Here is a 26,127-nt window from a genome sequence, read left to right as displayed (position 1 = left end):
GCTTGGCCGTTCTAGGCTCTTCGGTACCGCACGATCGCGGCACGGGGGATCGGGGGCCGCATATGGACCGGGAGCGCAGCGGTACTTGAGCGCCGACCTCAGCCGGGGGCGGCGCCGGGCAAGGAGGGCCGCATGACCGTACGGCGCGTAATGGGAATCGAGACGGAGTACGGGATCTCCGTCCCGGGGCACCCGAACGCCAATGCCATGCTCACCTCATCCCAGGTCGTCAATGCCTACGCGGCGGCGATGCACCGGGCGCGCCGCGCCCGCTGGGACTTCGAGGAGGAGAACCCGCTGCGGGACGCCCGCGGCTTCGACCTCGCGCGCGAGACCGCCGACGCCAGCCAGCTCACGGACGAGGACATCGGCCTGGCCAATGTGATCCTCACCAACGGCGCGCGGCTCTATGTGGACCACGCCCACCCCGAGTACTCGGCCCCCGAGGTCACCAATCCCCGGGACGCGGTGCTCTGGGACAAGGCGGGCGAGCGCATCATGGCCGAGGCCGCGCTCCGCGCCGCCGAGCTGCCCGGCGGACAGCCGATCCACCTCTACAAGAACAACACCGACAACAAGGGCGCCTCCTACGGCACGCATGAGAACTACCTGATGAAGCGGGAGACCGCCTTCTCGGACATCGTGCGCCACCTGACGCCCTTCTTCGTCTCCCGCCAGGTCGTCACCGGCGCCGGCCGCGTCGGCATCGGCCAGGACGGCCATGAGCACGGCTTCCAGATCAGCCAGCGGGCCGACTACTTCGAGGTCGAGGTCGGTCTGGAGACCACGCTCAAGCGCCCGATCATCAACACCCGCGACGAGCCGCACGCCGACGCCGAGAAGTACCGCCGGCTCCACGTGATCATCGGGGACGCCAACCTCTCCGAGCTCTCGACCTACCTCAAGCTGGGCACCACCGCCCTGGTGCTGTCGATGATCGAGGACGGCTTCATCGCCGTGGACCTCGCGGTGGACCAGCCGGTGCGCACCCTGCACCAGGTCTCGCACGACCCGACGCTGCGCCGCCTGATCACGCTGCGCAGCGGCCGCACACTGACCGCGGTGCAGCTCCAGATGGAGTATTTCGAGCTCGCCCGCAAATACGTCGAGGACCGCTACGGCGCGGACGCCGACGAGCAGACCCGGGACGTCCTGACCCGCTGGGAGGACGTGCTGAACCGGCTGGAGCGCGATCCCATGAGCCTGTCCGGCGAGCTGGACTGGATCGCCAAGCGGGAGCTGCTGGAGGGCTACCGCCGGCGCGACACCCTGGAGTGGGACGCCGCCCGGCTTCATCTGGTGGACCTGCAGTACGCCGACGTACGCCCCGACAAGGGCCTGTACAACCGGCTGGCGGCCCGCGGCAAGATGAAGCGGCTGCTGGACGACCAGGAGGTCGCCCGCGCCCAGAACAAGCCCCCGGAGGACACCCGCGCCTACTTCCGCGGCCGCTGCCTGGAGCAGTACGCGGACGACGTCGCCGCGGCCTCCTGGGATTCGGTGATCTTCGATCTGCCGGGTCGTGACTCTCTGCAACGGGTCCCCACGCTGGAGCCGCTGCGCGGCACGCGCAACCACGTCAAGGAGCTGCTGGACCGCTGCCGCACGGCCGAGGACCTGGTCCGGGTGCTGTCCGGCGGCTGAAATGCCCTAGAGCCGGGAATCATCGAGGTGGCCTCCGTACGTTGTAGCCAGTGGGAGGCCGATGTCGGACCCGGCTTGTAGGGTCTGATCTTGAGACCGATCGAATCAGCGGGCGAACCGAGCGGGGTGAGGGATATGGCGACCAAGGACACCGGCGGCGGTCAGCAGAAGGCGTCGCGCTCGACCGAAGAGGTCGAGGAGCAGGCGCAGGACGCACAGGCCGCGGAGGACCTGAAGGAGCGGCAGGAGAAGCTCTCCGACGACGTCGACTCCGTCCTGGACGAGATCGACGACGTGCTCGAGGAGAACGCGGAGGACTTCGTGAGGTCGTTCGTCCAGAAGGGCGGGCAGTAAAAGCGCGTCTTCTCCGTCCTGCGTCCCCGCGAAGGGGGCGCAGGACGGATGACTTCCATGGCCAGGGGTATGGTCCGTGCAGTATTTCAAGATCTGGTGGAAGGAAACGTGTGGAAGCCAACACTCGTAGCACAGGGCGTCTGCCGGCTGCCTTCCTGACGCCCGGCTCCTCGTCGTTCATGGACTTCCTGGGCGAGCACTCGCCCGAGCTGCTTCCGGGGAACCGTCCGCTGCCCCCGGTGCAGGGCGCCATCGAGGCCCCCCATGGCACCACCATCGTGGCGGTGAGCTTCCCCGGCGGCGTGGTGCTCGCCGGTGACCGCCGCGCCACCATGGGCAATGTCATCGCGCAGCGTGACATCGAGAAGGTCTTCCCCGCCGACGAGTATTCGGCCGTCGGGATCGCGGGGACCGCCGGTATCGCCGTGGAGATGGTCAAGCTCTTCCAACTCGAGCTGGAGCACTTCGAGAAGGTCGAGGGCACCGTCCTCTCGCTCGAGGGCAAGGCGAACAGGCTGTCGACCATGATCCGCGGCAACCTGGGCATGGCGATGCAGGGCCTCGCCGTGGTCCCGCTCTTCGCGGGGTGGGACGTCGACCGGGAGAAGGGCCGCATCTTCTCCTACGACGTGACCGGAGGGCGTTCGGAGGAGCGTGGCTTCGCCGCCACCGGCTCGGGCTCGATGTTCGCCCGGGGCGCGCTCAAGAAGCTCTATCGCCAGGACCTGACCGAGGAGCAGGCCGCCACCGCCGTGCTCCAGGCACTCTATGACGCCGCCGACGACGATTCGGCGACCGGCGGGCCGGATCTCGCCCGCCGCATTTACCCGATCATCACCTCGATCACCGAGGACGGTTTCAAGAGGTTCAGCGAGGACGAGGTGTCCGAGCTCGCCCGTGCCATCCATGAACGGCGCCTCGAAGAGCCGGACGGCCCCCGCGCCGCCCTTCTCTGAGAGGACGGTCCAGCCGGAATGCATTCGCCATTGACAGAAGGGACGGACAGCCGGTGACGACGCCGTTCTATGTTTCTCCTCAGCAGGCCATGGCCGACCGCGCCGAATACGCCCGTAAGGGCATCGCACGGGGCCGCAGCGTGGTCGTGCTGCAGTACGCCGACGGCATCGTCTTCGTTGCGGAGAACCCGTCCCGCGCGCTGCACAAGGTCAGCGAGATCTATGACCGGATCGCCTTCGCGGCGGTCGGTAAGTACAACGAATTCGAGAATCTGCGCATCGGCGGTGTCCGTTACGCCGATCTGCGTGGCTATACCTATGACCGTGAGGATGTCACGGCCCGCGGGCTGGCGAATGTCTACGCCCAGACCCTGGGCACGATCTTCTCCAGCGCCGCCGAGAAGCCGTACGAGGTCGAGCTGATCGTCGCCGAGGTCGGGGAGGGCCCCGAGGACGACCAGATCTACCGCCTCCCGCACGACGGCTCCATCGTGGACGAGCACGGCTCGGTCGCCGTCGGTGGCAACGCCGACCAGATCAGCAGCTATCTCGACCAGCGCCACCGGGACGGCATGACCCTCGCCGAGGCCCTCAAGCTGGCCGTCGACTCGCTCTCCCGTGACAACAACGGCGGGGAGCGCAGCCTCACCGCCGAGCAGCTCGAGGTCGCGGTCCTGGACCGCAACCGCCCCCAGAAGCGCAAGTTCAAGCGCGTTCTGGGCGGTCAGCTCTCCCGGCTCCTGGAGTCGGGAGAGAGCGCCGCGGGCTCGGAGGAGTCGTCCGACGCCGAAGGGACCGAGGAGTCCACCTCGGAGTCCACCTCGGAGTCCGAGGACTGACCCGGCCGCTGCCGTTCGTTTCTCCGTCGCCGCCGCCCCGGGCCCACCCGGGGCGGCGGCGACGTCGTGTACGGGCCCAGGGGGCGGGTCGAGGAGTCCGCACGGGCCCACACGGCCCCGGGCCTCGCGCAACGAGCGGAAGTGGTGGCCCCGAGGCCGGTCAGGACCGTGGGGGAGGGGCCGTGGAGCCCCGGGGGATCAGTTCGACGGGCAGCACGGTGTCCCGGGGCGTCTCGCCGTCCATGAGCGTCATCAGGGCCCGCATACCGGCCGCGCCCACCGCCTCAGCCGGGAGCCGCACCGTGGTCAGCTCCGGTTCCACCGCCGTGGCCAGCGACAGGTCGTCGAAGCCGGTCACCGAGATGTCGTCCGGGATCCGCAGGCCCAGCCGCCGGGCCGCCTTGCAGGCACCCGCGGCCAGGATGTCGTCGTCGCAGACGAGCGCGGTCGGCCGGGGCCCGGGGCGGGCCAGGACGCGTTCGGCGGCCCGGCGGCCCTCCTCGACGGTCAGCCCCGCCGGTTCGATGCCCAACGCGGTGCCCGGGACCTCGTCCATCGCCTCCGCCAGGGCCCGGGCGCGGACCTGGAAGGTCCAGGAGTCCACCGCCGCCGCGAGATGGGCGACCCGGCGGTGCCCGAGCGCCAGCAGATGCCCCGCCGCCTGCCGCGCCCCGTCCGCGATGTCGAGGTTGACGGTGGCCGCCGCGGCCGCGTCGTCCGGATCGCTGTCGAGCATCACCAGCGGCAGCCCGCCGCCGCGCACCGCGGCCAACGCGTCGGCCGCCATGGAGGAGGCGATCACCCCGTCGAGCGAGGCGCGCGCCGAGTCGAACGGGTCCCGGGCCGGGCCCACGCCCTCGGGGGACGGATAGAGCACCACCCCGAAGCCGTGGTCGGCGGCGACCCGCTCGGCGCCGGTGTAGACGCGGGCGAAGAACTCGGTCGTCAGGGCGGGCACCACCAGGAGGACGGTCCTGGTGCGGCCCAGGCGGAGGCTGCGGGCCGCGAGGTTGGGGCGGTAGCCGAGATCCCGCGCGGCGGCCCGCACGGCCGCCACGGTGCGCTCGGAGACCCGTCCGGGCCACTTCTCGCCGAGCACCAGGGACACCGTCGCCTGGGACACGCCCGCCAGCCGCGCCACATCCCGGCTCGTCGCCCGTCCCGCGACCGGCCGCCCCGTGGCCGCCGCGCCACCCGGACCGGCGCCCGCCGCGTCCCCTGAGCGAGCGGCCCTCCCGCCCCCGCCCGGGCCCTCGCGCCGCGCGGACTCACCCGTCCGGCCGGTTCCCCGGGAACGTTTCCCGGCGGCCCCCTCCGCCGCGTGGGCGCGGTCCGCGCTCGCCACCATCGCCTCCGCTCCCTCCGCCGCCACGCGTCCCGCCGCGCGGCTGCTCATTTCGGCCCGCGAGTGGACCCGCGGTGGCGGCCATGGTACGTATGACGCTGGCAGTTATACGTACAACGTCACACACGACCCGCGCCGCACCCGCGACGCATTCGCGACAACCCACAGGAATCCGCAGGACCTGGAACAGGACCTGAAGCAGGACCTGGCAAGGAAGGGGCAGGTACATGGCGGCTGGCTACGGGGAACTGCTGCGCACCCCGCACGCGGCACGGCTGCTCATCGGCACGCTGCTGGGACGGCTTCCGAACGCCACCGCCGCCCTGGCCGTGCTGCTCTTCGCCCGCGCCGAGGGCGGCAGCTACGCCCTCGCCGGGGGGCTGTCGGCCGTCTACGGCGTGGCCAACGCGGTGGGCCAGCCGCTGCTGGGCCGGGCCGTGGACCGCTTCGGCCAGACCTGGGTGATGCTCCCCGCCGCCGTGACCTCCGCGCTCGGGACGGTCCTGTTCGCCGTCGTCGGGCTCGATCCACTGCCCGTGGCGTACGCCGCCATGCTGATCGCCGGTCTGTTCACGCCGCCGCTGGAGGGCGGGCTGCGGGCGCTGTGGCCCTCGGTGCTGCGGCGCGAGGACCAGGTGCACGCGGCATACGCGCTGGACGCCGTGGCCCAGGAGGTGATGTTCGCCGTCGGCCCGCTGCTGGTCACCCTGAGCGTGGCCGTGTGGTCCGAGGCGGCCGCGCTGCTGGTCATCAACGCCATCGGGGTCGCGGGCGCGCTCTGGGTCGTGGTCTCGCGGCCGTCGCGGCAGTGGCGCTCGGCGCCGCGCGAGGCGCACTGGCTGGGCGCGCTGCGCTCGCCCGGGCTGCTGGTGCTGCTCGGGTCGTTCTTCTTCATCGGGCTCGCCCTCGGCGCGATCGCGGTGGCCGCGGTGGCCTACGCCGACGAGCACGGTGGCGGCGTGGTCTCCAGCGCGCTGCTCTCCGCCCTCGGCGTGGGCGCGCTGGTCGGCGGCATCGTCTACGGCGGCCGCACCTGGCCCGGCGCGCCCGAACGGCGGCTGCGGCTGCTGGTGGCCGCGCTGGCGCTCGGCTATCTGCCGCTCATGCTGGTGCCGGGCGTCGTCATGATGACCGTCCTCGCCGGGGTGGCGGGAGTGTTCCTGGCCCCCGCGCTGGCCTGCGCGTTCGTCGTCGTGGACCGCCACGCGCCCACCGGCACGGTCACCGAGGCGTTCTCCTGGCTGGTGACCACGTTCGTGGTGGGCAACGCGGTCGGCACCGCCGTGGCGGGGCCCGCGGTCCAGCTCGGCGGAGTGGCCCCCGGATTCGCGGTGCCCGCGGCCGGTGGAGTGGCCGCGCTGGCGGTGCTGCTGGCGGCCCAGCGGTTCCTCCTGGACCGGCCACGTCCCGTCGTCCGGCCGACCGTTCACCCAACACCGGATGAACCCTGTGCGGAAAATGATCGCAACCGTGCCGTCGAACCCGGTTTCAGAGCACGCCATCAGGCGTAATGTTCAGGCATGGACCGCCGCATTTTCGGGCTGGAGAACGAGTACGGCGTCACGTGCACATTCAGGGGACAGCGCCGGTTGTCTCCTGACGAAGTGGCGCGCTACCTCTTCCGCCGTGTCGTCTCCTGGGGCCGCAGCAGCAATGTCTTCCTGCGCAACGGTGCCCGCCTCTATCTCGACGTGGGCTCGCACCCGGAATACGCAACCCCCGAGTGTGACAACGTGACCGAGCTGGTCACCCACGACAAGGCAGGCGAGCGCATTCTCGAGGGTCTGCTCGTGGACGCGGAGCGTCGCCTGCACGAGGAGGGAATCGCGGGCGACGTCTATCTCTTCAAGAACAACACCGACTCCGCGGGCAACTCCTACGGCTGCCACGAGAACTATCTGGTGGCACGGCACGGCGAGTTCTCCCGCCTCGCCGACATTCTCATCCCGTTCCTGGTGACGCGGCAGCTGCTGTGCGGTGCGGGCAAGGTGCTCCAGACCCCGCGTGGCGCCGTCTACTGCGTCAGCCAGCGCGCCGAGCACATCTGGGAGGGCGTCAGCTCCGCGACGACCCGCTCCCGGCCGATCATCAACACCCGCGACGAACCCCACGCCGACGCCGAGCGCTACCGCCGGCTGCATGTCATCGTGGGCGACTCCAACATGTCCGAGACCACCATGCTGCTCAAGGTCGGCGCCACCGATCTGGTGCTCCGCATGATCGAGGCGGGCACCGTGATGCGTGACCTGACCCTGGAGAACCCCATCCGGGCGATCCGCGAGGTCAGCCACGACATCACCGGGCAGCGCAAGGTGCGGCTCGCCAGCGGGCGCGAGGCGTCCGCCCTGGAAGTGCAGCAGGAGTACTACGAGAAGGCCGTGGACTTCTGCGAGCGCCGCGGCATCCGCACCGGCATGGTCGAGCGCGTCCTCGAGCTGTGGGGCCGCACCCTGGACGCGATCCGCACCGAGGAGCTCGACCGGATCGGCACCGAGATCGACTGGGTGATGAAGTACAAGCTCATCGAGCGGTACCGGGCCAAGAACAACATCACCATGTCCCATCCGCGGATCGCCCAGATAGACCTCGCCTACCACGACATCCACCGCCGCCGCGGCCTCTACTACCTGCTGGAGAAGCGCGGTCAGGCGGCCCGGGTCTGCAACGACTTGAAGATCTTCGAGGGCAAGTCGGTGCCACCGCAGACCACCCGCGCCCGGCTGCGCGGCGACTTCATCCGCCGGGCCCAGGAGCAGCGCCGCGACTTCACCGTCGACTGGGTACATCTGAAGCTCAATGACCAGGCACAGCGCACCGTGCTGTGCAAGGACCCGTTCCGTTCGGTCGACGACCGGGTGGAGAAACTCATCGCCGGTATGTGACCGGCGTACGGCTTACCTTGCTCTCGGGCCCCGTGCGTTCTCCGGACGGGGCCCGAGTCACGTCGTAGAGTGGCGCGCATTGGCCATCGCAAGATCTACCTAACGAGGACTCCGTGCGCCGACGCTCCGTACTCCTTGCCGTGCCCGCGGGCCTGCTGACACTCGCGGGCTGTGGTGACGACGAATCAGGGTCCGAGAAGACCAAGCCGTCACAGGAGCCGACGGATCAGAGTCCCTCACCGGCCCCCACCGGCAAGATCGTCTCCGGACCGGTGCCGCCGATTACCGCGGGTAAGAAGTTCGGTGAGAAGCCGAAGGTCGCCAAGGGCACGGGTAAGCCGCCGCACGATCTCGCGGTCAAGACGATCAGCCAAGGGGACGGCAGGAAGACGGTCAAGGGGGATTGGGTCCAGATCAACTACCTGGCGCAGATCTGGGACACCGGTAAGGCCATCGACAACACCTTCGACAAGAAGAAGACCGCCGCCTTCCCGATCGGCAAGGGCCAGGTCCTCCCGGGCTGGGACCAGGGACTGCTGGGCCGCAACCTCGGCAGCCGGCTGGAGCTGGCCGTCCCGCCCGCGTACGCCTACGGCAAGCAGGGCCAGCCGCAGGCCGGTATCAAGGGGACCGACACGCTGGTCTTCGTGATCGACCTCGTGGATGCCTTCAACGCCAAGAGCTCGGCCAAGGGCAGCAAGGTGGACCAGACCGACGCCGACCTGCCCAAGGTGTCCGCCAACACCGACGGCAAGGCGCCCACCATCACCCTCCCCAAGAAGGCCGCGCCGAAGAAGCTGGTCTCCGAATACGTCATCGAGGGCGACGGCCAGGAGGTCAAGAAGACCGACGCGCTGCTCGTCCAGTACAAGGGCGTGCTGTGGGACGGCGGCAAGGAGTTCGACTCCACCTACAAGCGCGGTGAGCTCGCCCAGTTCTCGCTGCAGCAGGTCGTCAAGGGCTGGTCGCAGGGGCTCACCGGCAAGAAGGTCGGCAGCCGGGTGCTGGTCGTCGTGCCCCCGGACCTGGGCTACGGCAAGGCGGCCCAGAAGGGCATTCCCGCCAACTCCACGCTGGTGTTCTCCGTGGACATCCTGGCCGTTCTGTAGCCTGTGCGGGTTGCCCACAACGTCACAAGGAGCAATTTCGTGAGCATCGAGAAGCCCGAGGTCGACTTCCCGGGCGGCGAGCCGCCGGCCGAGCTGGAGATCAAGGACATCTGGGAGGGCGACGGGCCCACGGCCAAGGCCGGCGACAACATCGCCGTGCACTATGTGGGCGTCTCCTTCAGCACGGGTGAGGAGTTCGACGCGAGCTACAACCGCGGCACCCCGCTGCGGATCCAGCTCGGGGTCGGTCAGGTCATCACCGGCTGGGACCAGGGCCTCCAGGGGATGAAGGTCGGCGGCCGCCGGCAGCTCATCGTCCCGCCGCACCTCGGTTACGGGGACCGGGGCGCCGGCGGTGGCCGGATCAAGCCGGGCGAGACGCTGATCTTCGTCTGCGATCTGGTCTCCGTCTGAGACGGCGGTCCGTCGTCGCCGAGGGCTCCTGCCAATGGGCAGGGGCCCTCGGCTTTTGCCGCGCGTGCCGGTAGCGGTACGGTCACGTGCGTAAGGTCACGAAGAAAGGGCGTCGATGGCGATTGCCAAGGCCGAGCGGCTGATGAATCTGGCCCTGTGCCTGCTGGGAACGCGGCGTCCGCTGACCAAACGGGAGTTGCGGGGCTCCATAGAGGCGTACCTCCAGACCGACGCGGCGAACGATGATGCGTTCAACCGCATGTTCGAGCGCGACAAGGACGATCTGCGTGAACTCGGCCTGATCATCGAGACGGTGGAGGGCCTCGACGGCGAGATCGGCTATCTCGCCCGCCGGGACAGCAACCGCCTCCCGCCGATCACCCTCGACGCCGAGGAGGCCGCCGCCCTGGGCCTGGCGGCCAAGGTCTGGCAGCAGGCCCGGCTCGCGGGTGCCGCCAGCGGCGCACTGCAGAAGCTGCGCGCCGCCGGGATGCCGGTCGCCGAGGATCCGTACGACACACCGGGGCACAGCGCGCTGGAGCCGCGCATCCCGGTCCACGAGGCCGCCTTCGAGCCGCTGATGCTCGCCTGCCGCGACCGCCGCCCCGTGCTCTTCGACTACCGCAAGTCGAACGCCGCCCGCCCCGAGAAGCGGCAGGTCGAGCCCTGGACCCTGGAGTCCTGGCGCGGCCACTGGTATCTCGCCGGATGGGACCGTGAGCGCGCCGCCGAGCGGGTCTTCCGGCTCTCCCGGATCACCGGCCGGGTCCGGCTGCGGTCCGACGCGTTCACCGCCGAGGTGCCCGACCACGTCACCGTCCGGGAGACCGTGGAGACCTGGGCGGGCGAGACCGCCACCGGCACCGCCCGGATCAGGCTGCGCTCGGGCCACGGCTACCCGCTGCGGGCGAAGGCGCTGTCCACCCGGGCGGCCGACGACGGCTGGGACGAGCTGGAGATTCCGTACGGGCACGGCCTGGACGCCTGGCTCGTGGAGTTCGGCCCGGACGTGGTCGTACTGGGGCCCGATGAACTGCGGGCGGATGTCGTGGACCGGCTGCGCGCGGTCGCCAAGGGCTGAGGGGACGGATCACTTCATCATGGCCGGAAACGCCATTGACCAGACCCGGCGGATGCTCTCCCTGGTCACCTATCTGCGCGAGCGCCCCGGCGCCCGCGTCGCCGATGTCGCCCGGGCCTTCGGCATCAGCGAGGACGAGCTGATCGCCGACCTCGATGTGCTGCCGCTGTGCGGCACCAGCTTCCGCGGCGGCGATCTGCTGGACATCGACACCGACGGGGAGCGGATCTGGTGGCATAACCCGAATGCCTCCGGCACCAGCACAGCCGAGCCGCTGCGGCTGGCGGCCGACGAGGCCACCGCGCTGCTGGTCGCAGCCCGCGCCGTCGCCACCCTCCCCGGGCTGCGCGAGGGCGACCGGGAGGCGCTGCTGCGGGCCACCGCCAAGCTGGAGGCCGCGGCGGGCGAGGTGGCGGGCGCCAGCTCCCGGCTCTCGGTGATCTTCGAGTCGGAGGGCGGCGTCTTCGCCGACGTCGACCGTGCCATCTCCGAGCGCCGCAGGCTGTGGCTGCGCTACTACTCACCGGCGCGTGACGAGATCACCGAGCGCGAGGTCGACCCGATCCGGCTCTTCGCCGTCGGCCGCACCTATATGGAGGCGTGGTGCCGCCTCTCCGAGGCGCGGCGGACCTTCCGGCTCGACCGGGTCGTCGAGATCAAGCTGCTCGACGAGGCGTCCGATCCGCCGCCCATCGAGCTGCGCGATCTGTCGGAGCTCTCCTCCGCGCTGGTGCAGACCGGTGCCGAGGACCCCGAGGTGGTCGTCGAGGTCGGCCCCGGCGGGCGCTGGGTCGCCGAGTACTACCCGCACGACAGCGCGGATGAGCTGCCCGACGGCGGCCTCCGGATCACCCTGCGCGCGCCCGACCCCGGCTCGCTGCGGCGCTTGGCGCTGCGGCTGGGCAGGGACGGCCGGATCGTCTCGCCGCAGGGTCTGGCGGACAGTGCCCGGGACGCGGCGCGGCAGGCGCTCGCGGCGTACGGTGAGTGAAGGGACGCACACAGTGACCGCACGGGGGAGTGCCGCTTCGGTTGTCTTCAAGGCGGCCTGTCCGGAGTGCCGGGGCCGCTTCGAGCTGGCCGCGAGCGCGCTGCGGCTGGCGATCGGGGCCAGCGACCGCACCACCTTCTACTCCTTCACCTGCCCCGACTGCGGAACCATGGTGCGCAAACCGGCGGGGGAGCGGATCGTGGAGCTGCTCACCGGTGGCGGGGTGCGTACGCTGCGGCTGCACTCCACCGTCTAGGCTCTGCCGCATGCTCTGGCCGATGCTCGCCCTCGCCCTCGCCTTCTGCGGAATCGCCGTACTCGCCGTGCTCTCGGTGCGGGTCTACGCGGAGGTCCGCAGGCTGGCCCGGCAGGTGTCGGACAGCTCGCAGCGGATCACCCGGGCCGCCGAGGACCTGGAGCGGGCCTCGGCTCCGCTGGGGTCGACGGTGGACGCTCTGCGTCGCGAGTAGGAGCCGCTCTGCGTCGCGAGTGGGAGCCGCTCTGTGTCGCGAGTGGGAGCCGCTCTGTGTCGGGAGCAGCCGGGAGTGAGAGCCCGCTGCGTGCCAGGAGTGGGGGTCGCGGCTGATGGGCGCTCTGCTGTGCCACAGCCAAGCGGGGTACGCTGAGATTTCGCGGCCCTGGTAGCGAGGCGGAGGGCCGCAACCCGGAGTCCGCACGGGGATTGCTTCCGGTTTACCCCTGCGCGCTACGATCGCTGACAGCACGGCTGCCGGACACCTGTCCGACCGGTCGGGCAGCCCCACCCCCAGCCGCCTCGGTGAGAAGGAAGACGCTTATGCTGTTCGGAAAGATCGGCGTTCCCGAGATTCTCCTCATCCTTGTCGTCGTGCTGCTGCTGTTCGGTGCCAAGAAGCTGCCGGACATGGCCCGCTCGCTGGGCAAGTCGGCCCGGATCCTCAAGAGCGAGGCGAAGGCCATGAAGTCGGATGGTCAGCAGCAGCAGACCGCGCCGACCGACCCGCCCCAGCCCGGCCAGGACGAGTCCCACCGTACGATCCAGGCCGCGCCCGGTGACGTGACCAGCTCGCGCCCGGTGTCGGAGCCGAGCGACACCACCAAGCGCTGACCCAGGGCCACTTGAAGGCGGCAGTGGAAGGCCGCCACCGGACGCACGAGATGAGGACGTGGGTTGCTCAAGTCTGCCCGCAAGAAGGAGAAGGACCCTGAGGGGCGGATGCCCCTGGCCGAGCACCTGCGTGAGCTGCGCAACCGGTTGCTCAAGTCGGTCCTGGCGATCTGCGTGGTCACGATCGTCGCGATGTTCTTCTACATGGACATCGCCAAATTCCTGATGCAGCCGGTGCTGGACGCCGTCGGCTGTGACGGGGTCTCGCTGTCCGATCTCTCGGGCAAGGGGAGCAAGGGGCACGACTGCGCCTACTTCACCGTGAACGGTCTGCTGTCGCCGTTCACGATCATGCTGAAGGTCTCCTTCACGACCGGGCTGGTGGTCGCCACCCCGATCTGGCTCTACCAGCTCTGGGCCTTCCTCGCACCCGGGCTGCACCGCAACGAGAAGAAGTACGGCCTGTTCTTCGTCGGGCTCGGCGTACCGCTCTTCGTCGCCGGCGCGTACTTCGCGTACCTGATCCTTCCGACCAGCGCCAAGGTCCTCATCGGCTTCACCCCGGAGGGGGCCAACAACCTCCTCCCGCTGGACGACTTCCTCGATCTGCTCGCCCGGATGATCGTCGTCTTCGGGCTCGCCTTCGAGCTTCCCCTGCTGCTGATCCTGCTGAACTTCACCGGCGTCCTCACCGGACGCCGGATGCTCGGCTGGTGGCGCGCCATGATCATGGGCATCACGGTCTTCGGCGCCATCGCCACCCCCAGCACCGACCCGATCGGCATGTTCGCCCTGGCCGGGCCGGTCGTCGTGCTCTACTTCGGCGCCGTCGGCGTCTCCCTGGCCAACGACCGGCGCAGGGCGCGCCGCCGGGCCGCCGATCCGGACTTCGGCCTGAGCGACGACGAGGCGTCCGCGCTGGATCTGACCCCCGAGGCCGTCGCCGCGCCCAGTGCCAGGCCGGAGCTCACCGACGGGGACGACTCCGGCACCCCCCGGCGCAACGGCTATGACGACGTCACCTAGCCGTCCGTAACCGCTCCCGGCACGGGCGGGGCAGCCGTCCACGGCCCCGCCCGGCCCGGCGGGCCGAACAAAGCCCCGATAAAGATCGCGTGCGCTGTCGGAGGTGGCCGGTAGGCTCGTAGATACGATGACCGACGAGCTATCTCCCGCCGAGCGCTATGCGGCGTCCCGCGCCCGGGCCGCCGAGCAGGCCACCGCGCTGGCCCCCTTCCGCGAGATGTACGACTTCGAGCTGGATCCCTTCCAGATCGAGGCGTGCAAGGCCCTGGAGTCCGGCAAGGGCGTGCTGGTCGCCGCCCCCACCGGCTCGGGCAAGACCATCGTGGGCGAGTTCGCCGTCCACCTGGCGCTGACCCAGGGCCGCAAGTGCTTCTACACCACGCCCATCAAGGCGCTGTCCAACCAGAAGTACACCGACCTGGTGAAGCGCTACGGCGCCGACAAGGTCGGCCTTCTCACCGGGGACAACAGCGTCAATTCCGATGCCCCGGTGGTCGTGATGACCACCGAGGTGCTGCGGAACATGCTCTATGCCGGCTCCCAGTCGCTGCTCGGCCTCGGCCATGTGGTGATGGACGAGGTCCACTATCTCTCCGACCGGTTCCGCGGCGCCGTCTGGGAGGAGGTCATCATCCACCTCCCCGAGTCGGTGACGCTGGTGTCACTCTCCGCGACGGTTTCCAATGCCGAGGAGTTCGGCGACTGGCTCGACACCGTCCGCGGTGACACCGAGGTCATCGTCTCCGAGCACCGCCCCGTGCCGCTGTGGCAGCACGTGCTGGCCGGGCGCCGGATGTACGACCTGTTCGAGGAGAAGAGCGGCCGGGACGGCGACCAGAGCGGGCGCCGCGAGGTCAACCCCGATCTCGTCCGGCTGGCCCGGATGGAGAGCAGCCGCCCCACCTTCGGCCGCGACAAGCGCCGCGGCCGCAACATGCGCGAGGCCGACCGGGAGCGCGAGCGCCGTCAGCGCAGCCGGATCTGGACCCCCGGCCGGGCCGAGGTGATCGACCGGCTCGACTCCGAGGGGCTGCTGCCCGCCATCACCTTCATCTTCAGCCGGGCCGGCTGCCAGGCCGCCGTCCAGCAGTGTCTCCACGCGGGGCTGCGGCTCAACGACGAGGCGGCGCGCGCCCGGGTGCGGGCCCTCGTCGAGGAGCGCACCGCCGGGATCCCCGACGAAGACCTCCATGTGCTGGGGTACTTCGAATGGCTGGAGGGCCTGGAGCGGGGCATCGCGGCCCACCACGCCGGAATGCTCCCCACCTTCAAGGAAGTCGTCGAGGAGCTCTTCGTCCGCGGCCTGGTCAAGGCCGTCTTCGCCACCGAGACCCTCGCGCTCGGCATCAACATGCCCGCCCGTTCGGTGGTGTTGGAGAAGCTCGTCAAGTGGAACGGCGAGCAGCACGCGGACATCACCCCCGGTGAGTACACCCAGTTGACCGGCCGGGCCGGGCGGCGCGGTATCGATGTCGAGGGCCATGCGGTGGTGCTGTGGCAGCGCACCATGGACCCCGCGGCGCTCGCCGGGCTGGCCGGCACCCGGACGTATCCGCTGCGCTCCTCCTTCAAGCCGTCGTACAACATGGCGGTCAACCTCGTCTCCCAGTTCGGGCGGCATCGCTCGCGCGAGCTGCTGGAGACCTCCTTCGCGCAGTTCCAGGCCGACAAGGCGGTCGTCGGCATCTCCCGTCAGGTGCAGCGCAACGAGGAGGGGTTGGAGGGCTACCGCGCCTCCATGACCTGCCATCTCGGCGACTTCGACGAGTACGCGCGGCTGCGCCGTGAGCTCAAGGACCGCGAGACCGAGCTGGCCAAGCAGGGCGCGGCCCAGCGGCGCGCGGCCGCCGCGGTCGCCCTGGAGAAGCTCCGCCCGGGCGATGTCATCCATGTGCCCACCGGCAAGTTCGCCGGGCTCGCGCTGGTGCTGGACCCCGGGCTGCCCGCCGGGCGGGTGGGCGGCCACCGCGGCATGGAGTACCACGACGGGCCGCGGCCCCTGGTGCTCACCGCCGAGCGGCAGGTCAAGCGGCTGGCCTCGATCGACTTCCCCGTCCCGGTCGAGCCGCTGGACCGGATGCGGATCCCCAAGTCGTTCAATCCGCGCAGCCCCCAGTCCCGCCGCGATCTGGCATCCGCGCTGCGCAGCAAGGCCGGTCACCACGATGTGGGACGCCGCCGCAAGGAGCGCTCGGCCGCCGCCGACGACACCGAGATCGCCCGGCTGCGCGCGGCCATCCGCGCCCACCCCTGCCACGGCTGCAGCGACCGCGAGGACCACGCCCGCTGGGGCGAGCGCTACCAGCGGCTGCTGCGCGACACCCGGCAGCTGGAGCGGCGCATCGAGGGCCGTACGAACACCATCGCCCGCACCTTCGACCGGATCTGCTCCCTGCTGAGCGAGCTCGGCTATCTGCACGGCGACGAGGTCACGGACGTGGGGAAGCGGCTGGCGCGGCTGTACGGCGAGCTGGACCTGCTGGCCAGCGAATGCCTGCGCGAGGGCGTCTGGGAGGGGCTGCCCCCCGCCGAGCTCGCGGCCTGCGCCTCCGCGCTCGTCTACGAGGCGCGGACGGCCGATGACGCGCTGCCGCCCAAACTGCCCCCGGGCCGGGCCAAGGACGCGCTCGGCGAGATGGTCCGCATATGGGGGCGGCTGGACGCCCTCGAGGAGGAACACAAGATCAACCAGGCGGAGGGCGTCGGTCAGCGCGAGCCGGACCTGGGCTTCGCCTGGGCCGCCTACCGCTGGGCGTCCGGCCATGGGCTCGACGAGGTGCTGCGGGAAATCGACATGCCCGCCGGTGACTTCGTGCGCTGGACCAAGCAACTGATCGATGTGCTCGGCCAGATCGCCGCGGCGGCCCCGGATGGCTCGGTGGCGCGCAGCGCCCGCCGCGCGGTCGACGGGCTGCTGCGCGGGGTCGTGGCGTACTCCTCGGTCGGCTGAGCCGGTCGCCGGCTGAGCCGGTCACTCACTTCGGCGGGCTCAGGCCGGATCGTAGGTGAAGGGGAGGGTGTTGCTGTTGCCCGCGGGGGTGTGGAGCTGGACATTGACCGTTCCGGCCGCGTGGGCCGGCGTCGTCGCCACGACCAGGGCGTCCGAGAGCACGCTGAAGGAGGCCGGGGTTCCGCCGAAGGTCACGGAGTCGGTGTACGTGAGGTTGGAGCCGTTGATCGTGACGGAGTCGCCGCCCAACTCCGAGCCCTGGTTGGGGATGAGCGACGTGATGACCGGAGCGCCGAGGTAGGTGTAGTACGGGCTCCCGGGGCCCAACGTGCTGGTGCCGCCCGGTGTGGTCACGGTGACCACGACCGTGCCGGTTCCGGGGGGAGCGGTCGCCGTCAGCTGATTGTCGGAGATCACGGTGAGGCCGGTGGCGAGGTTGGGGCCGAAGTGGACAGCGCTGGCCAGGGCCAGGTTGCTGCCGATGATGGTGACGGTGTTACCGCCGGTGTCCGAACCGAACTGTGGGCTCACACTGATGACGACCGGGGCGGCGACGTAGACATACGGCAGCGGATTGCTGGTGCCCCCCGCCGTGGTGACGGTCACATTCACCACGGACGGTGGCCCCGCCGGTGCCGTGGCGGTGATCTGGGTGGGCGTATTGGTGAGGATGGTGGCGGGGGTGGCGCCGAAGAGCACCTGGATGGCACCCGAGAGTCCGGTGCCGGTGATGGTGATGGTGTTGCCGCCTGAGGTGGGTCCTGAGGTGGGGTTGAGGGTGGTGATGGTGGGTGCGGGGGTGGTGGTGTAGGTGTAGGGGAGGGGGTTGCTGGTGCCGTTTGGGGTGGTGACGGTGACGTTGGTGGTGCCGGTGCCTGCGGGGGCGGTGGCGGTGATTTGGGTGGGGGTGTTGGTGAGGATGGTGGCGGGGGTTGCGCCGAAGAGGACTTGGGTGGCGCCGGTGAGGTTGGTGCCGGTGATGGTGATGGTGTTGCCGCCTGAGGTGGGTCCTGAGGTGGGGTTGAGGGTGGTGATGGTGGGTGCGGGGGTGGTGGTGTAGGTGTAGGGGAGGGGGTTGCTGGTGCCGTTTGGGGTGGTGACGGTGACGTTGGTGGTGCCGGTGCCTGCGGGGGCGGTGGCGGTGATTTGGGTGGGGGTGTTGGTGAGGATGGTGGCGGGGGTTGCGCCGAAGAGGACTTGGGTGGCGCCGGTGAGGTTGGTGCCGGTGATGGTGATGGTGTTGCCGCCTGAGGTGGGTCCTGAGGTGGGGTTGAGGGTGGTGATGGTGGGTGCGGGGGTGGTGGTGTAGGTGTAGGGGAGGGGGTTGCTGGTGCCGTTTGGGGTGGTGACGGTGACGTTGGTGGTGCCGGTGCCTGCGGGGGCGGTGGCGGTGATTTGGGTGGGGGTGTTGGTGAGGATGGTGGCGGGGGTTGCGCCGAAGAGGACTTGGGTGGCGCCGGTGAGGTCGGTGCCGGTGATGGTGACCGTATTGCCGCCGGAGCTCGGGCCCGAGGCCGGACTGAGCGAGGTGAGCACCGGAGCCGCGACCGTCGTATAGGTGAAGAACACGTTCTGGGTGCTGGTCCCGGTCGGTGCCGTGACGGTCACCTTCACCGTGCCGCTTCCCGCCGGCGTTCTGGCAGTGATCTGCGTACTGCTCACGACGACCACATTGGTGGCCAGGTTGGAGCCGAACCTGACCACGGTGGCGCCGGTGAAACCGGAACCGTTGATCGTGACGGGGGTGCCCCCCGATGGATTGCCCTGAGAGGGAGTCACGCTGGTCACTACGGGAGCCATGTTGCTCGTTCTCCTTCTTGTGCCATGAGGACGACCGCGCCCTGGCCGGCGGCTGTCGGCCAGGGCGCGGGGGATCGGCGCTCAGCGTGTGCCATGCGGCGTTGACCCGAGCGGGGACCGTGCGGGGTGTCGTTCCCACCCGGCCACGGTCGGTGGATCAGGTGACCGTGAAGGCGGCGGGGCCGGATGTGCCACCACATGTGGTGACCGTGAAGGCTCCGGCGCCCGCGGCCGCCGCGGCGGGCACCGCGGTGACGATGGAGGTTTCGTCGATGGGCGTGTAGGGCAGGCCCGCGAAGGCGGTGGCCGCCGAGTCGGTGAAGGTCACGTCGGTGATGCCGACGAGGCAGGCGGCGTCGGAGATGGTGGTCTCGGTTCCCGCCGGGCCCGTGGCAGGGGTCAGTGTGGCGGCGGTCAGATCCGGCGCGTTGTAGTAGTCGATCAGGGCGGTGCCCGCGGTGCCCGTGCCGCCGGGCGTGGTGACCGTGACCTGCTGGGTGTCGAAGCAGCCGGCCGGGGTGTGGGCCGGGGCGGTGACGGTGACCTGGGTGTTGCTGCCGCCGGCGGCGAACGCGACTGGGGTGAGGGCGCCCACGTTGACGGTGCCGCCGGAGGCGAAGCCGCTGCCGAAGACCGTGACCGCACCACCGGCGGCGGGCAGGCATGTGTCGCTCAGCCCCGTGGTCGTCGGCCTCACGATGACGAAGAACGGCACCGAGTTCGTCCTGGTCCCGTTCGACAGGTTGGTGCTGACCGAGACCTGACCCGAGCACGGCGCGCTGGCGGGAACCACGAAGGTGACCAGGGTGTTGGTGACCGATGCGGGGCTGACGACGGCGCCGCCGAAGTTCACCGAGACGGTGGTGCCCAGTGCCGTGCCGTTGATGCTGACGGTAGTGCCGACCGTGCCCTGGCTGGGGGTGAGGGAGGTGATGGGCATGAGCTTTCTCCTCTTTGATCGTCTTGCTGTGGTGTGTGGGTGTGCCGGGAGCGGGAGGGATGGGCAACGCGACCGTTGACCGCACCGGGTTCCGCTGTGCAGAGGGGTGGGAGGGAGATGGACCCCACGGGCCCGGGATGCCACGGCCTTCGGCGGAGACGGCATGACCGGTGATGGCGAAATTGAGAGTGACTCGTACCTGGGTGCGGGCCGCAGTAGGGCGAGCCGTGCAGAGAACTGGTCGGCGCCGAGATCTACTGCGGTGCCGGAACTCTCGCTCGATGTGAGTGAACCAAAAGAGCGATAAGTGCGGAAGGTGCGAAAAAGGCGTGAGCGGAGCTCATGTGACCATATGTCAAGGCTTCGCCGTCATCTCCAGTGAGCCGGAGTGCGCTCTCCGCCGCCGGATCGACGCCGGTACTCTGCCGTGCCGCTGAGGCCGGAACACACAAGGGCCCCGGCCGGATGCTCCCGGCCGGGGCCTGATGGTCCTGCGCGTCGCGTCCGCTACGCCGCGGCCTCCTCGGGCCCCGACTTCTCCTGCTCCGCCTCGACCTGCTGGTTCCACTCGCGCTTCGAGGCCTGCCAGCCGTCCTCGTCATGGCCGCGCCGCCAGTAACCGGAGATGGACAGCCACTCGCGCGGGATCTGGTGCTCGAGGCGCAGATGGCGGCGGATCTCCTTCACGAAGCCCGCCTCGCCGTGGACGAAGGCGTGCACCTGCCCGGGCGGGAACCCCAGCCCCCGGACGGCCGCCACCAGCGCCTCGCCGACCGGTGCGGCGCCCCGGTGCAGCCAGCTCACCCGGGCCCCTCGGGCACGGTGAGCTTCAGTTCCTCCGCCTCGTCCGCCACCTCGATGAACGCGTGCACCGGCACCGCGGCCGCGCCGCCCGCCCGGCTGTCGGTGAGCCGCTCCAGCGCGGCGGCGATCGCGGGCAGCGCGCTCTCGTCCCCCGCGAGCAGATGCCAGTCGGCCTGGGCGCCCGGGCGTAGGCGCCGCCTGGGCCCATGAAGTGGATCTCCTCGCCCGGCTGGACCCGCGAGGCCCACGGCCCGGCCAGCCCCTCGTCGCCATGGGTCACGAAGTCCACCGTCAGCTCGCGGGCCGCCGGATCCCAGGCCCGGACCGTGTACGTCCGCGTGACCGGCCACTGCTCGCGCGGGAACTCGGCGCGGATCCGCTCCAGGTCGAACGGCTCGGGATAGGTGGCGCTCCCGGTCGGGAAGAGCAGCTTGATGTAGTGATCGGTCCACTCGCCCGCGTGGAAGCCGGCGAGGCCGTCGCCGCCCAGGACGACCCGCACCATGTGCGGGGTCAGCCGGTCGGTGCGCACCACCTGTGCGCGATGCGGCGTGCGCGTCTTACGGGCCGGACGGTCCGCCATGGCACCTCCCTGATCAACTAGAGTTAGGTATACCTAACCTAACAGCTCAGCCCTCGAGAGTGGACAGCAATCTGCGCAAAGATCCGCCCAATCCCCACCGTTCCGCCAGCGCGTCCACGGCGCCGGGGTCGCGCGGTGACCGCGGCAGCGCCGGGTCGAAGGCCGGCAGCGCCACATCCGAGGCCACCCGCACCACCTTCGGGGCGACCTCGACATACGGCCGCGCCTCGGCCAGCCGCTTGCGCTGGGTGGGGGTCAGCTTGGCGGCGGGGTCGTCGATGGCGGCCATGATCCCGGCCAGGTCGCCGTAAGCGGCCAGCAGCTTGGCGGCGGTCTTCTCGCCGACGCCGGGCACCCCCGGCAGCCCGTCGCTGGGGTCGCCGCGCAGCAGCGCCAGATCCACGTACCCCCGGCCGTCGACCCCGTACTTCTCGCGTACGTAGGACTCGTCGATCAGCTGCAGGGTGCCCACGCCCTTGACGGGGTAGAGCACCCGCACCCCGCGCTCGTCGTCCACCAGCTGGAACAGATCGCGGTCGCCGGTGACGATGTCGACCGGGCCGCTCGCCCGGCCCGTGAGCGTGCCGATCACATCGTCGGCCTCGTAGTCCGCGGCGCCCACCCGCGCGATGCCGATCGCGTCGAGCACCTCGTCGATCACCGGGACCTGCGGGGAGAGGGTGTCCGGCACCTCCTCCTGGTCCACCCCGGCGCCCTCCGGGGCCTCCTCGGCGACCCGGTGGGCCTTGTAGGTGGGGATCAGCGCGACCCGCCAGGCCGGGCGCCAGTCGAAGTCCATGCAGGCCACCAGGTCGTCCGGGCGGTGGTCCTGGACGAGCCGGGCGATGAAGTCGAGGAGCCCGCGCACGGCGTTCACCGGCGTGCCGTCGGGGGCCCGGACCGAATCCGGCACTCCGAAATAGGCTCGGAAGTAGAGGGAGGCGGTGTCGAGGAGCATCAGGCGTCGCGTCACACCCCCGATCATGCACTACCCGACGGACACAACTCCTGGGATAATGTGATGTGGATCACCGTTTGGTTTACGCCAAACCGATCAGGGCAGGCGCGCCCCCGGAGCGAACCCGTTCAGTACTTCAACTATTGCGGCGGTCCGCGGTCCGATGCCGTGCCGCTCCACGACCCGCCGGCGGGGGTGGCGGGTCGTTTTTTGGTGCGATCTGAGAGGTACATGTGGCCACATTGCGAGCCGAACGCCTGTACAAGGTGTTCGGCAGACGACCCGATGAGGCGGTGGCGCGGCTCGAGAGCGGCGCGGACCGTGAAGAGCTCCGCGCGAGCGGGACGACAGCAGCGGTCATCGATGCCTCCTTCACCGTCGAGGAGGGTCAGATCTTCGTCGTCATGGGTCTGTCCGGATCCGGTAAGTCCACGCTGCTGCGCATGCTGAACGGGCTGCTGGAGCCGACCGCGGGACGCGTGCTCTTCGACGACGACGATCTGACCGTGCTCAGCCCCAAGGACCTGCGCGAGGTGCGGTCCCGCAAGATCAGCATGGTCTTCCAGCACTTCGCCCTCTTCCCGCACCGCAGCGTGCTGGAGAACGCCGCCTACGGCCTCGAGGTGCAGGGTGTGCCGCGCGAGGAGCGCGTCCGGCGCGCCACCGAGGCGCTGGAGATGGTGGGCCTGGCCGGCTGGGAGAAGTCCTGGCCCGATGAGCTCTCCGGTGGTATGCAGCAGCGCGTCGGGCTGGCCCGCGCCCTGGCCACCGACGCCGACATGCTGCTGATGGACGAGTCCTTCAGCGCGCTCGACCCGCTGATCCGGCGCGATATGCAGGACCAGCTGCTCCAGCTGCAGAAGCGGCTCAAGAAGACCATCGTCTTCATCACCCACGACCTGAACGAGGCCATGCGGCTCGGCGACCGTATCGCCGTGATGCGCGACGGCCAGATCGTCCAGATCGGCACCGCCGAGGACATCCTGGTCACCCCGGCCAACGACTACGTCGCCTCCTTCACCCAGGACGTCGACCGCAGCCGGGTGCTCACCGCCGGCGCGATCATGGCCGAACCGAGCGAGGCGCTGGGCAGCAAGACCGACGACGGGACCACGCTCCGTACCGAGCAGGACGTGCTGGCGGCCGCCCCGCCACCGTCCCCGAGTCCACGCCGATCATCGAGCTGTTCCGGCCCTGTTCGCGCAGCGGGGTCGCGGTCGCCGTCACCGACGACGACGGTGCGCTCGTCGGCGTCGTCACCCGCGCCCGGCTGCTCGCCGTCCTCGGCGAGCCGGACGCCGGACCCGACGGCGCACAGCCGCCGGCCGGTGACACCCCGGACGCGCCCGAGGCCGCCAAGAAGGTGATCACCGGTGCCTAGGCTTCAGCTCGGCGACTGGATCAACTCCGGCGTCAACTGGCTCCGAGACAATCTGAGCTGGCTCTTCGACTTCATCTCCAGCGTCGTGCAGGGCATGTACGACGGGCTGAACACCGTGCTCAGCGGCCCCGAGCCGCTGCTGTTCGCGGGCATCCTGGCGCTGCTCGCCTGGTGGCTGCGCGGACTGCTGCCCGCCGTGCTCGCCTTCCTGGGATTCGCCCTCATCGACTCGATCGAGTTGTGGGGCGAGGCGATGAACACCCTCGCACTGGTGCTGGTCGCCGGTGTGATCACCATCGTGTTCGCGGTGCCGCTGGGCATCTGGGCCTCGCGCAACCGCGCGGTGAGCGCCGTGATCCGTCCGGTGCTGGACTTCATGCAGACGATGCCCGCCTTCGTCTACCTGATCCCCGGCATCTTCTTCTTCGGCCTCGGGGTGGTCCCCGGCGTCGTCGCCACCGTCATCTTCTCGATGCCCCCGGGCGTCCGCATGACGGAACTGGGCATCCGGCAGGTGGATGCGGAGCTGGTCGAGGCGGCCGACGCCTTCGGCACCCATCCGCGCCGTACCCTCCTGCGCGTCCAGCTCCCGCTGGCCCTGCCCACCATCATGGCGGGCGTCAACCAGGTGATCATGCTGGCGCTGTCCATGGTCGTCATCGCCGGCATGGTCGGCGCCGAGGGCCTGGGCTCCACCGTCTTCCAGGCGATCAGCTCCGTCGACGTCGCCATGGGCTTCGAGGGCGGTATCGCGGTGGTCATCCTGGCCATGTACCTGGACCGGATGACCAGCGCGCTCAATCAGCGTGTCTCCCCGCTGGCCCGCCGTGCGCTGGCCAAGGAGAAGGCCAAGGCGCTCAGCGGCCTCAAGGTGCTGCACTGGCGTCCGGCGACCTCCGTCGCCATGGTCGGCGTCGTCGTCCTGGCACTCGTCGCCGGCGGCATGAGCATGTTCGGCAGCGACGAAAAGGGACCCGAGGTCTCCGCCAACGTCGGCAAGGGCCAGTCGGTCAACATCGGCTACATCAACTGGGACGAGGGCGTCGCCTCCACCTTCCTGTGGAAGGAGCTCCTGGAGCAGCGCGGCTTCAAGCCCAAGGTCCAGTCGTACGACGTCGGCGCGCTGTACACCGGTATGGCCGCGGGCAACATCGACTTCGAGACGGACTCCTGGCTGCCCACCACGCACGCCTCGTACTGGGCGAAGTACAAGAGCAAGCTGGAGAACCTCGGCTCCTGGTACGGCCCCACCTCCCTGGAGGTCGCGGTGCCCTCGTATGTCAAGGGCGTCAAGACCCTGGAGGACCTCGAGAAGAAGTCCAGCACCTTCAAGAAGAAGATCGTCGGCATCGAGCCCGGTGCCGGTGAGATGAAGCTGATGCAGGACAAGGTCATGCCGGGCTACGGCCTGAACAAGAACTTCTCCCTGGTCAAGGGCTCCACCGCGGCCATGCTCTCCCAGCTGGACCGCTCCTACGCCAAGAAGGAGCCGATCGCGGTCACCCTGTGGTCCCCGCACTGGGCGTACAGCAAGTACGACCTCGTCAAGCTGAAGGACCCCAAGGGCGCCTTCGGCAAGGGCGACCGCATCGACTCCCTCGCGCGCAAGGGCTTCTCCAAGGACAATCCGCAGGTCGCCAAGTGGATCAAGGACTTCAAGCTGGACGAGAAGCAGCTCACCAGCCTGGAGGCGGCGATCCAGGACGCCGGTAAGGGCAAGGAGCAGGAGGGCGTGCGCGCCTGGCTCAAGAAGAACCCGAGCCTGGTCAACAAGCTGGCCCCGGTGCCCGGCGGCGAGCAGAAGGGCAAGGACGCCGGAGCCGCGCCGATGATCGGCTACTTCCCGTGGGACGAGGACATCGCCACCACCTACCTGTGGAAGAACGTCCTCGAGCGGCGTGGCTACAAGCCGGAGATCAAGCAGTACGACGTCGGCTCGATGTTCACCGGTATGAGCACCGGACAGGTAGATGTCGAGTTCGACGGCTGGCTACCGGTCGCCCAGAAGCAGTATTGGGACAGATACAAGAAGAACCTGGTCGACGTCGGGTCGTGGTACGACAAGACCTCCCTGGAGATCGCGGTGCCGTCCTACGTCAAGGACGTGAAGTCGCTCGCCGACCTCAAGGGGAAGTCCGGCACCTTCGGCGGCAAGATCGTCGGTATCGAGCCCGGGACCGGCGAGATGAAGCTCCTGAAGGGCCAGGTGCTCAAGCAGTACGGCCTGGACAAGGAGTACAAGGTCAGTGACGGCTCCTCGCCGGCGATGCTGGCCGAGCTGGAGCGCTCGTACGCCAAGAAGGAGCCGGTCGCGGTCGTCCTGTGGACCCCGCACTGGGCCTACAGCAAGTACAAGCTGACCAAGCTCGCCGACCCGAAGCAGGCGTTCGGGGCCAGCAACCAGCTCCACACGCTCGCCAACAAGTCCTTCCCGAAGAAGTTCCCCGAGTTCAACGGGTGGCTGAAGAAGTGGCACATGACCGAGAAGGAACTCGCGAGCCTGGAGGCGTCGATCCAGGACGCCGGTAAGGGCAACGAGGAGAAGGGCGTCCAGAAGTGGATGGACGCCCACCCCGGCATCGTCGACAAGATGGCGCCGGTGGCTTCCTGACCTGCCACCAGGTGGTCTGCTGACCCACGGCGGACCCCACGCACACACCGCGGCCCGGAGCACCCGCTCCGGGCCGCGGTGTTGTGGTCCGCGGTCCTCCGGGCGGAGAAAACCGGATGACGGCGAAGGAACCGGCCCCCTACTGTCGTATCCGTGAACGCACCTCCCGGTGCGAAGACGACGGTTACTTCGGTCGATTTGGGTTCGATTCCTGAAACACCCCGCCGACGCGGGGTGGGAAACGTACCGTCGTCGACTTTGATCTCGGGAGGCGCGCGCACGGCATCGGAGCGCCTGGTGCGCGGGCCGCGGTTACTTCCATTCCCAGAGCAGTCCGCCGCCCACTTTCGACCTCAGGCGCTGCCGACACTC

20 protein-coding genes and 2 pseudogenes are annotated in these 26,127 nt (G+C 69.8%); 17 read left to right on the top strand and 5 right to left on the bottom strand.

Annotated features, from left to right (window positions below; translation table 11 throughout):
* Positions 1-132 precede the first annotated feature (132 nt).
* From dop to prcA, 4 genes are all read left to right on the top strand, one after another.
* A complete protein-coding gene (gene dop / locus BLV72_RS04790; RefSeq protein ID WP_079059857.1) occupies positions 133-1,644 on the top strand; it encodes a depupylase/deamidase Dop in 1,512 nt (503 codons plus the stop codon).
* 135 nt (positions 1,645-1,779) lie between these two features.
* Complete coding sequence (locus BLV72_RS04785; RefSeq protein ID WP_059148607.1) at positions 1,780-1,998, top strand: ubiquitin-like protein Pup; 219 nt, start codon at positions 1,780-1,782, stop codon at positions 1,996-1,998.
* Between the two features lie 110 nt (positions 1,999-2,108).
* Entirely contained in the window at positions 2,109-2,954 is an 846-nt protein-coding gene (gene prcB, locus BLV72_RS04780) for a proteasome subunit beta (protein ID WP_086705814.1), read from the top strand.
* Between the two features lie 53 nt (positions 2,955-3,007).
* A complete protein-coding gene (prcA, locus tag BLV72_RS04775; protein WP_093460501.1) occupies positions 3,008-3,793 on the top strand; it encodes a proteasome subunit alpha in 786 nt (261 codons plus the stop codon).
* Between the two features lie 160 nt (positions 3,794-3,953).
* Here the strand turns inward: prcA and BLV72_RS04770 are convergent, their stop codons facing one another.
* Positions 3,954-4,934 (bottom strand): LacI family DNA-binding transcriptional regulator, encoded by a 981-nt coding sequence (locus BLV72_RS04770; protein WP_093460499.1) that lies wholly within the window; start codon positions 4,932-4,934, stop codon positions 3,954-3,956.
* Positions 4,935-5,365: 431 nt separating this feature from the next.
* On the opposite strand from BLV72_RS04770, the gene BLV72_RS04765 reads away from it, so the two are divergent.
* From BLV72_RS04765 to BLV72_RS04715, 11 genes are all read left to right on the top strand, one after another.
* Positions 5,366-6,649, top strand: coding sequence for an MFS transporter (locus BLV72_RS04765; protein WP_093460498.1), 1,284 nt, complete (start codon positions 5,366-5,368; stop codon positions 6,647-6,649).
* Between the two features lie 9 nt (positions 6,650-6,658).
* Positions 6,659-8,020, top strand: a complete 1,362-nt coding sequence (gene pafA, locus BLV72_RS04760; protein ID WP_014059506.1) for a Pup--protein ligase — start codon at positions 6,659-6,661, stop codon at positions 8,018-8,020.
* Between the two features lie 113 nt (positions 8,021-8,133).
* Positions 8,134-9,129 carry an FKBP-type peptidyl-prolyl cis-trans isomerase gene (locus BLV72_RS04755; RefSeq protein ID WP_093460496.1) on the top strand — a complete coding sequence of 332 codons (996 nt, stop codon included), beginning with the start codon at positions 8,134-8,136 and terminating at the stop codon, positions 9,127-9,129.
* Positions 9,130-9,168: 39 nt separating this feature from the next.
* Positions 9,169-9,543 carry an FKBP-type peptidyl-prolyl cis-trans isomerase gene (locus BLV72_RS04750; RefSeq protein ID WP_059148601.1) on the top strand — a complete coding sequence of 125 codons (375 nt, stop codon included), beginning with the start codon at positions 9,169-9,171 and terminating at the stop codon, positions 9,541-9,543.
* A gap of 115 nt (positions 9,544-9,658) precedes the next feature.
* The gene (locus BLV72_RS04745; protein WP_093460495.1) at positions 9,659-10,624 is read left to right on the top strand and encodes a helix-turn-helix transcriptional regulator; all 966 of its coding nucleotides are present in this window, start codon (positions 9,659-9,661) and stop codon (positions 10,622-10,624) included.
* 19 nt (positions 10,625-10,643) lie between these two features.
* Positions 10,644-11,615, top strand: coding sequence for a helix-turn-helix transcriptional regulator (locus tag BLV72_RS04740; protein ID WP_059148599.1), 972 nt, complete (start codon positions 10,644-10,646; stop codon positions 11,613-11,615).
* Between the two features lie 13 nt (positions 11,616-11,628).
* Entirely contained in the window at positions 11,629-11,871 is a 243-nt protein-coding gene (locus BLV72_RS04735; protein ID WP_093460493.1) for a hypothetical protein, read from the top strand.
* A gap of 10 nt (positions 11,872-11,881) precedes the next feature.
* Positions 11,882-12,085, top strand: a complete 204-nt coding sequence (locus BLV72_RS04730; RefSeq protein WP_059148598.1) for a hypothetical protein — start codon at positions 11,882-11,884, stop codon at positions 12,083-12,085.
* Positions 12,086-12,414: 329 nt separating this feature from the next.
* Entirely contained in the window at positions 12,415-12,702 is a 288-nt protein-coding gene (tatA, locus tag BLV72_RS04725; protein WP_059148647.1) for a Sec-independent protein translocase subunit TatA, read from the top strand.
* A gap of 63 nt (positions 12,703-12,765) precedes the next feature.
* Positions 12,766-13,728 (top strand): twin-arginine translocase subunit TatC, encoded by a 963-nt coding sequence (tatC, locus tag BLV72_RS04720; RefSeq protein ID WP_093460492.1) that lies wholly within the window; start codon positions 12,766-12,768, stop codon positions 13,726-13,728.
* Positions 13,729-13,855: 127 nt separating this feature from the next.
* Positions 13,856-16,678, top strand: coding sequence for a DEAD/DEAH box helicase (locus BLV72_RS04715; RefSeq protein WP_093460491.1), 2,823 nt, complete (start codon positions 13,856-13,858; stop codon positions 16,676-16,678).
* A 39-nt stretch (positions 16,679-16,717) separates the two neighbouring features.
* Here the strand turns inward: BLV72_RS04715 and BLV72_RS51010 are convergent, their stop codons facing one another.
* The 4 genes and pseudogenes from BLV72_RS51010 to BLV72_RS04695 form a co-directional block, all read right to left on the bottom strand.
* Positions 16,718-18,478, bottom strand: coding sequence for an IPT/TIG domain-containing protein (locus BLV72_RS51010; protein ID WP_093460490.1), 1,761 nt, complete (start codon positions 18,476-18,478; stop codon positions 16,718-16,720).
* Positions 18,479-18,635: 157 nt separating this feature from the next.
* A complete protein-coding gene (locus tag BLV72_RS04705; RefSeq protein WP_167746317.1) occupies positions 18,636-19,418 on the bottom strand; it encodes an IPT/TIG domain-containing protein in 783 nt (260 codons plus the stop codon).
* Positions 19,419-19,925: 507 nt separating this feature from the next.
* Positions 19,926-20,805, bottom strand: a pseudogene (locus tag BLV72_RS04700) (siderophore-interacting protein).
* 46 nt (positions 20,806-20,851) lie between these two features.
* A complete protein-coding gene (locus tag BLV72_RS04695; RefSeq protein ID WP_093470152.1) occupies positions 20,852-21,763 on the bottom strand; it encodes a 5'-3' exonuclease in 912 nt (303 codons plus the stop codon).
* 233 nt (positions 21,764-21,996) lie between these two features.
* Here BLV72_RS04695 and BLV72_RS04690 point away from each other — a divergent pair.
* Both BLV72_RS04690 and BLV72_RS04685 read left to right on the top strand, forming a co-directional pair.
* A pseudogene (locus BLV72_RS04690) lies at positions 21,997-23,144 on the top strand (quaternary amine ABC transporter ATP-binding protein).
* The gene (locus BLV72_RS04685; protein ID WP_093460488.1) at positions 23,137-25,755 is read left to right on the top strand and encodes an ABC transporter permease/substrate binding protein; all 2,619 of its coding nucleotides are present in this window, start codon (positions 23,137-23,139) and stop codon (positions 25,753-25,755) included. The pseudogene BLV72_RS04690 and the gene BLV72_RS04685 overlap by 8 nt, the downstream one beginning before the upstream one ends.
* Positions 25,756-26,127 lie beyond the last annotated feature (372 nt).

It is taken from the genome of Streptomyces melanosporofaciens, from assembly GCF_900105695.1.
GTDB lineage: Bacteria > Actinomycetota > Actinomycetes > Streptomycetales > Streptomycetaceae > Streptomyces > Streptomyces antimycoticus.
The sequence above is the reverse complement of the archived record's forward strand: the minus strand, read 5'-3'. Positions and strand labels throughout refer to the sequence as shown.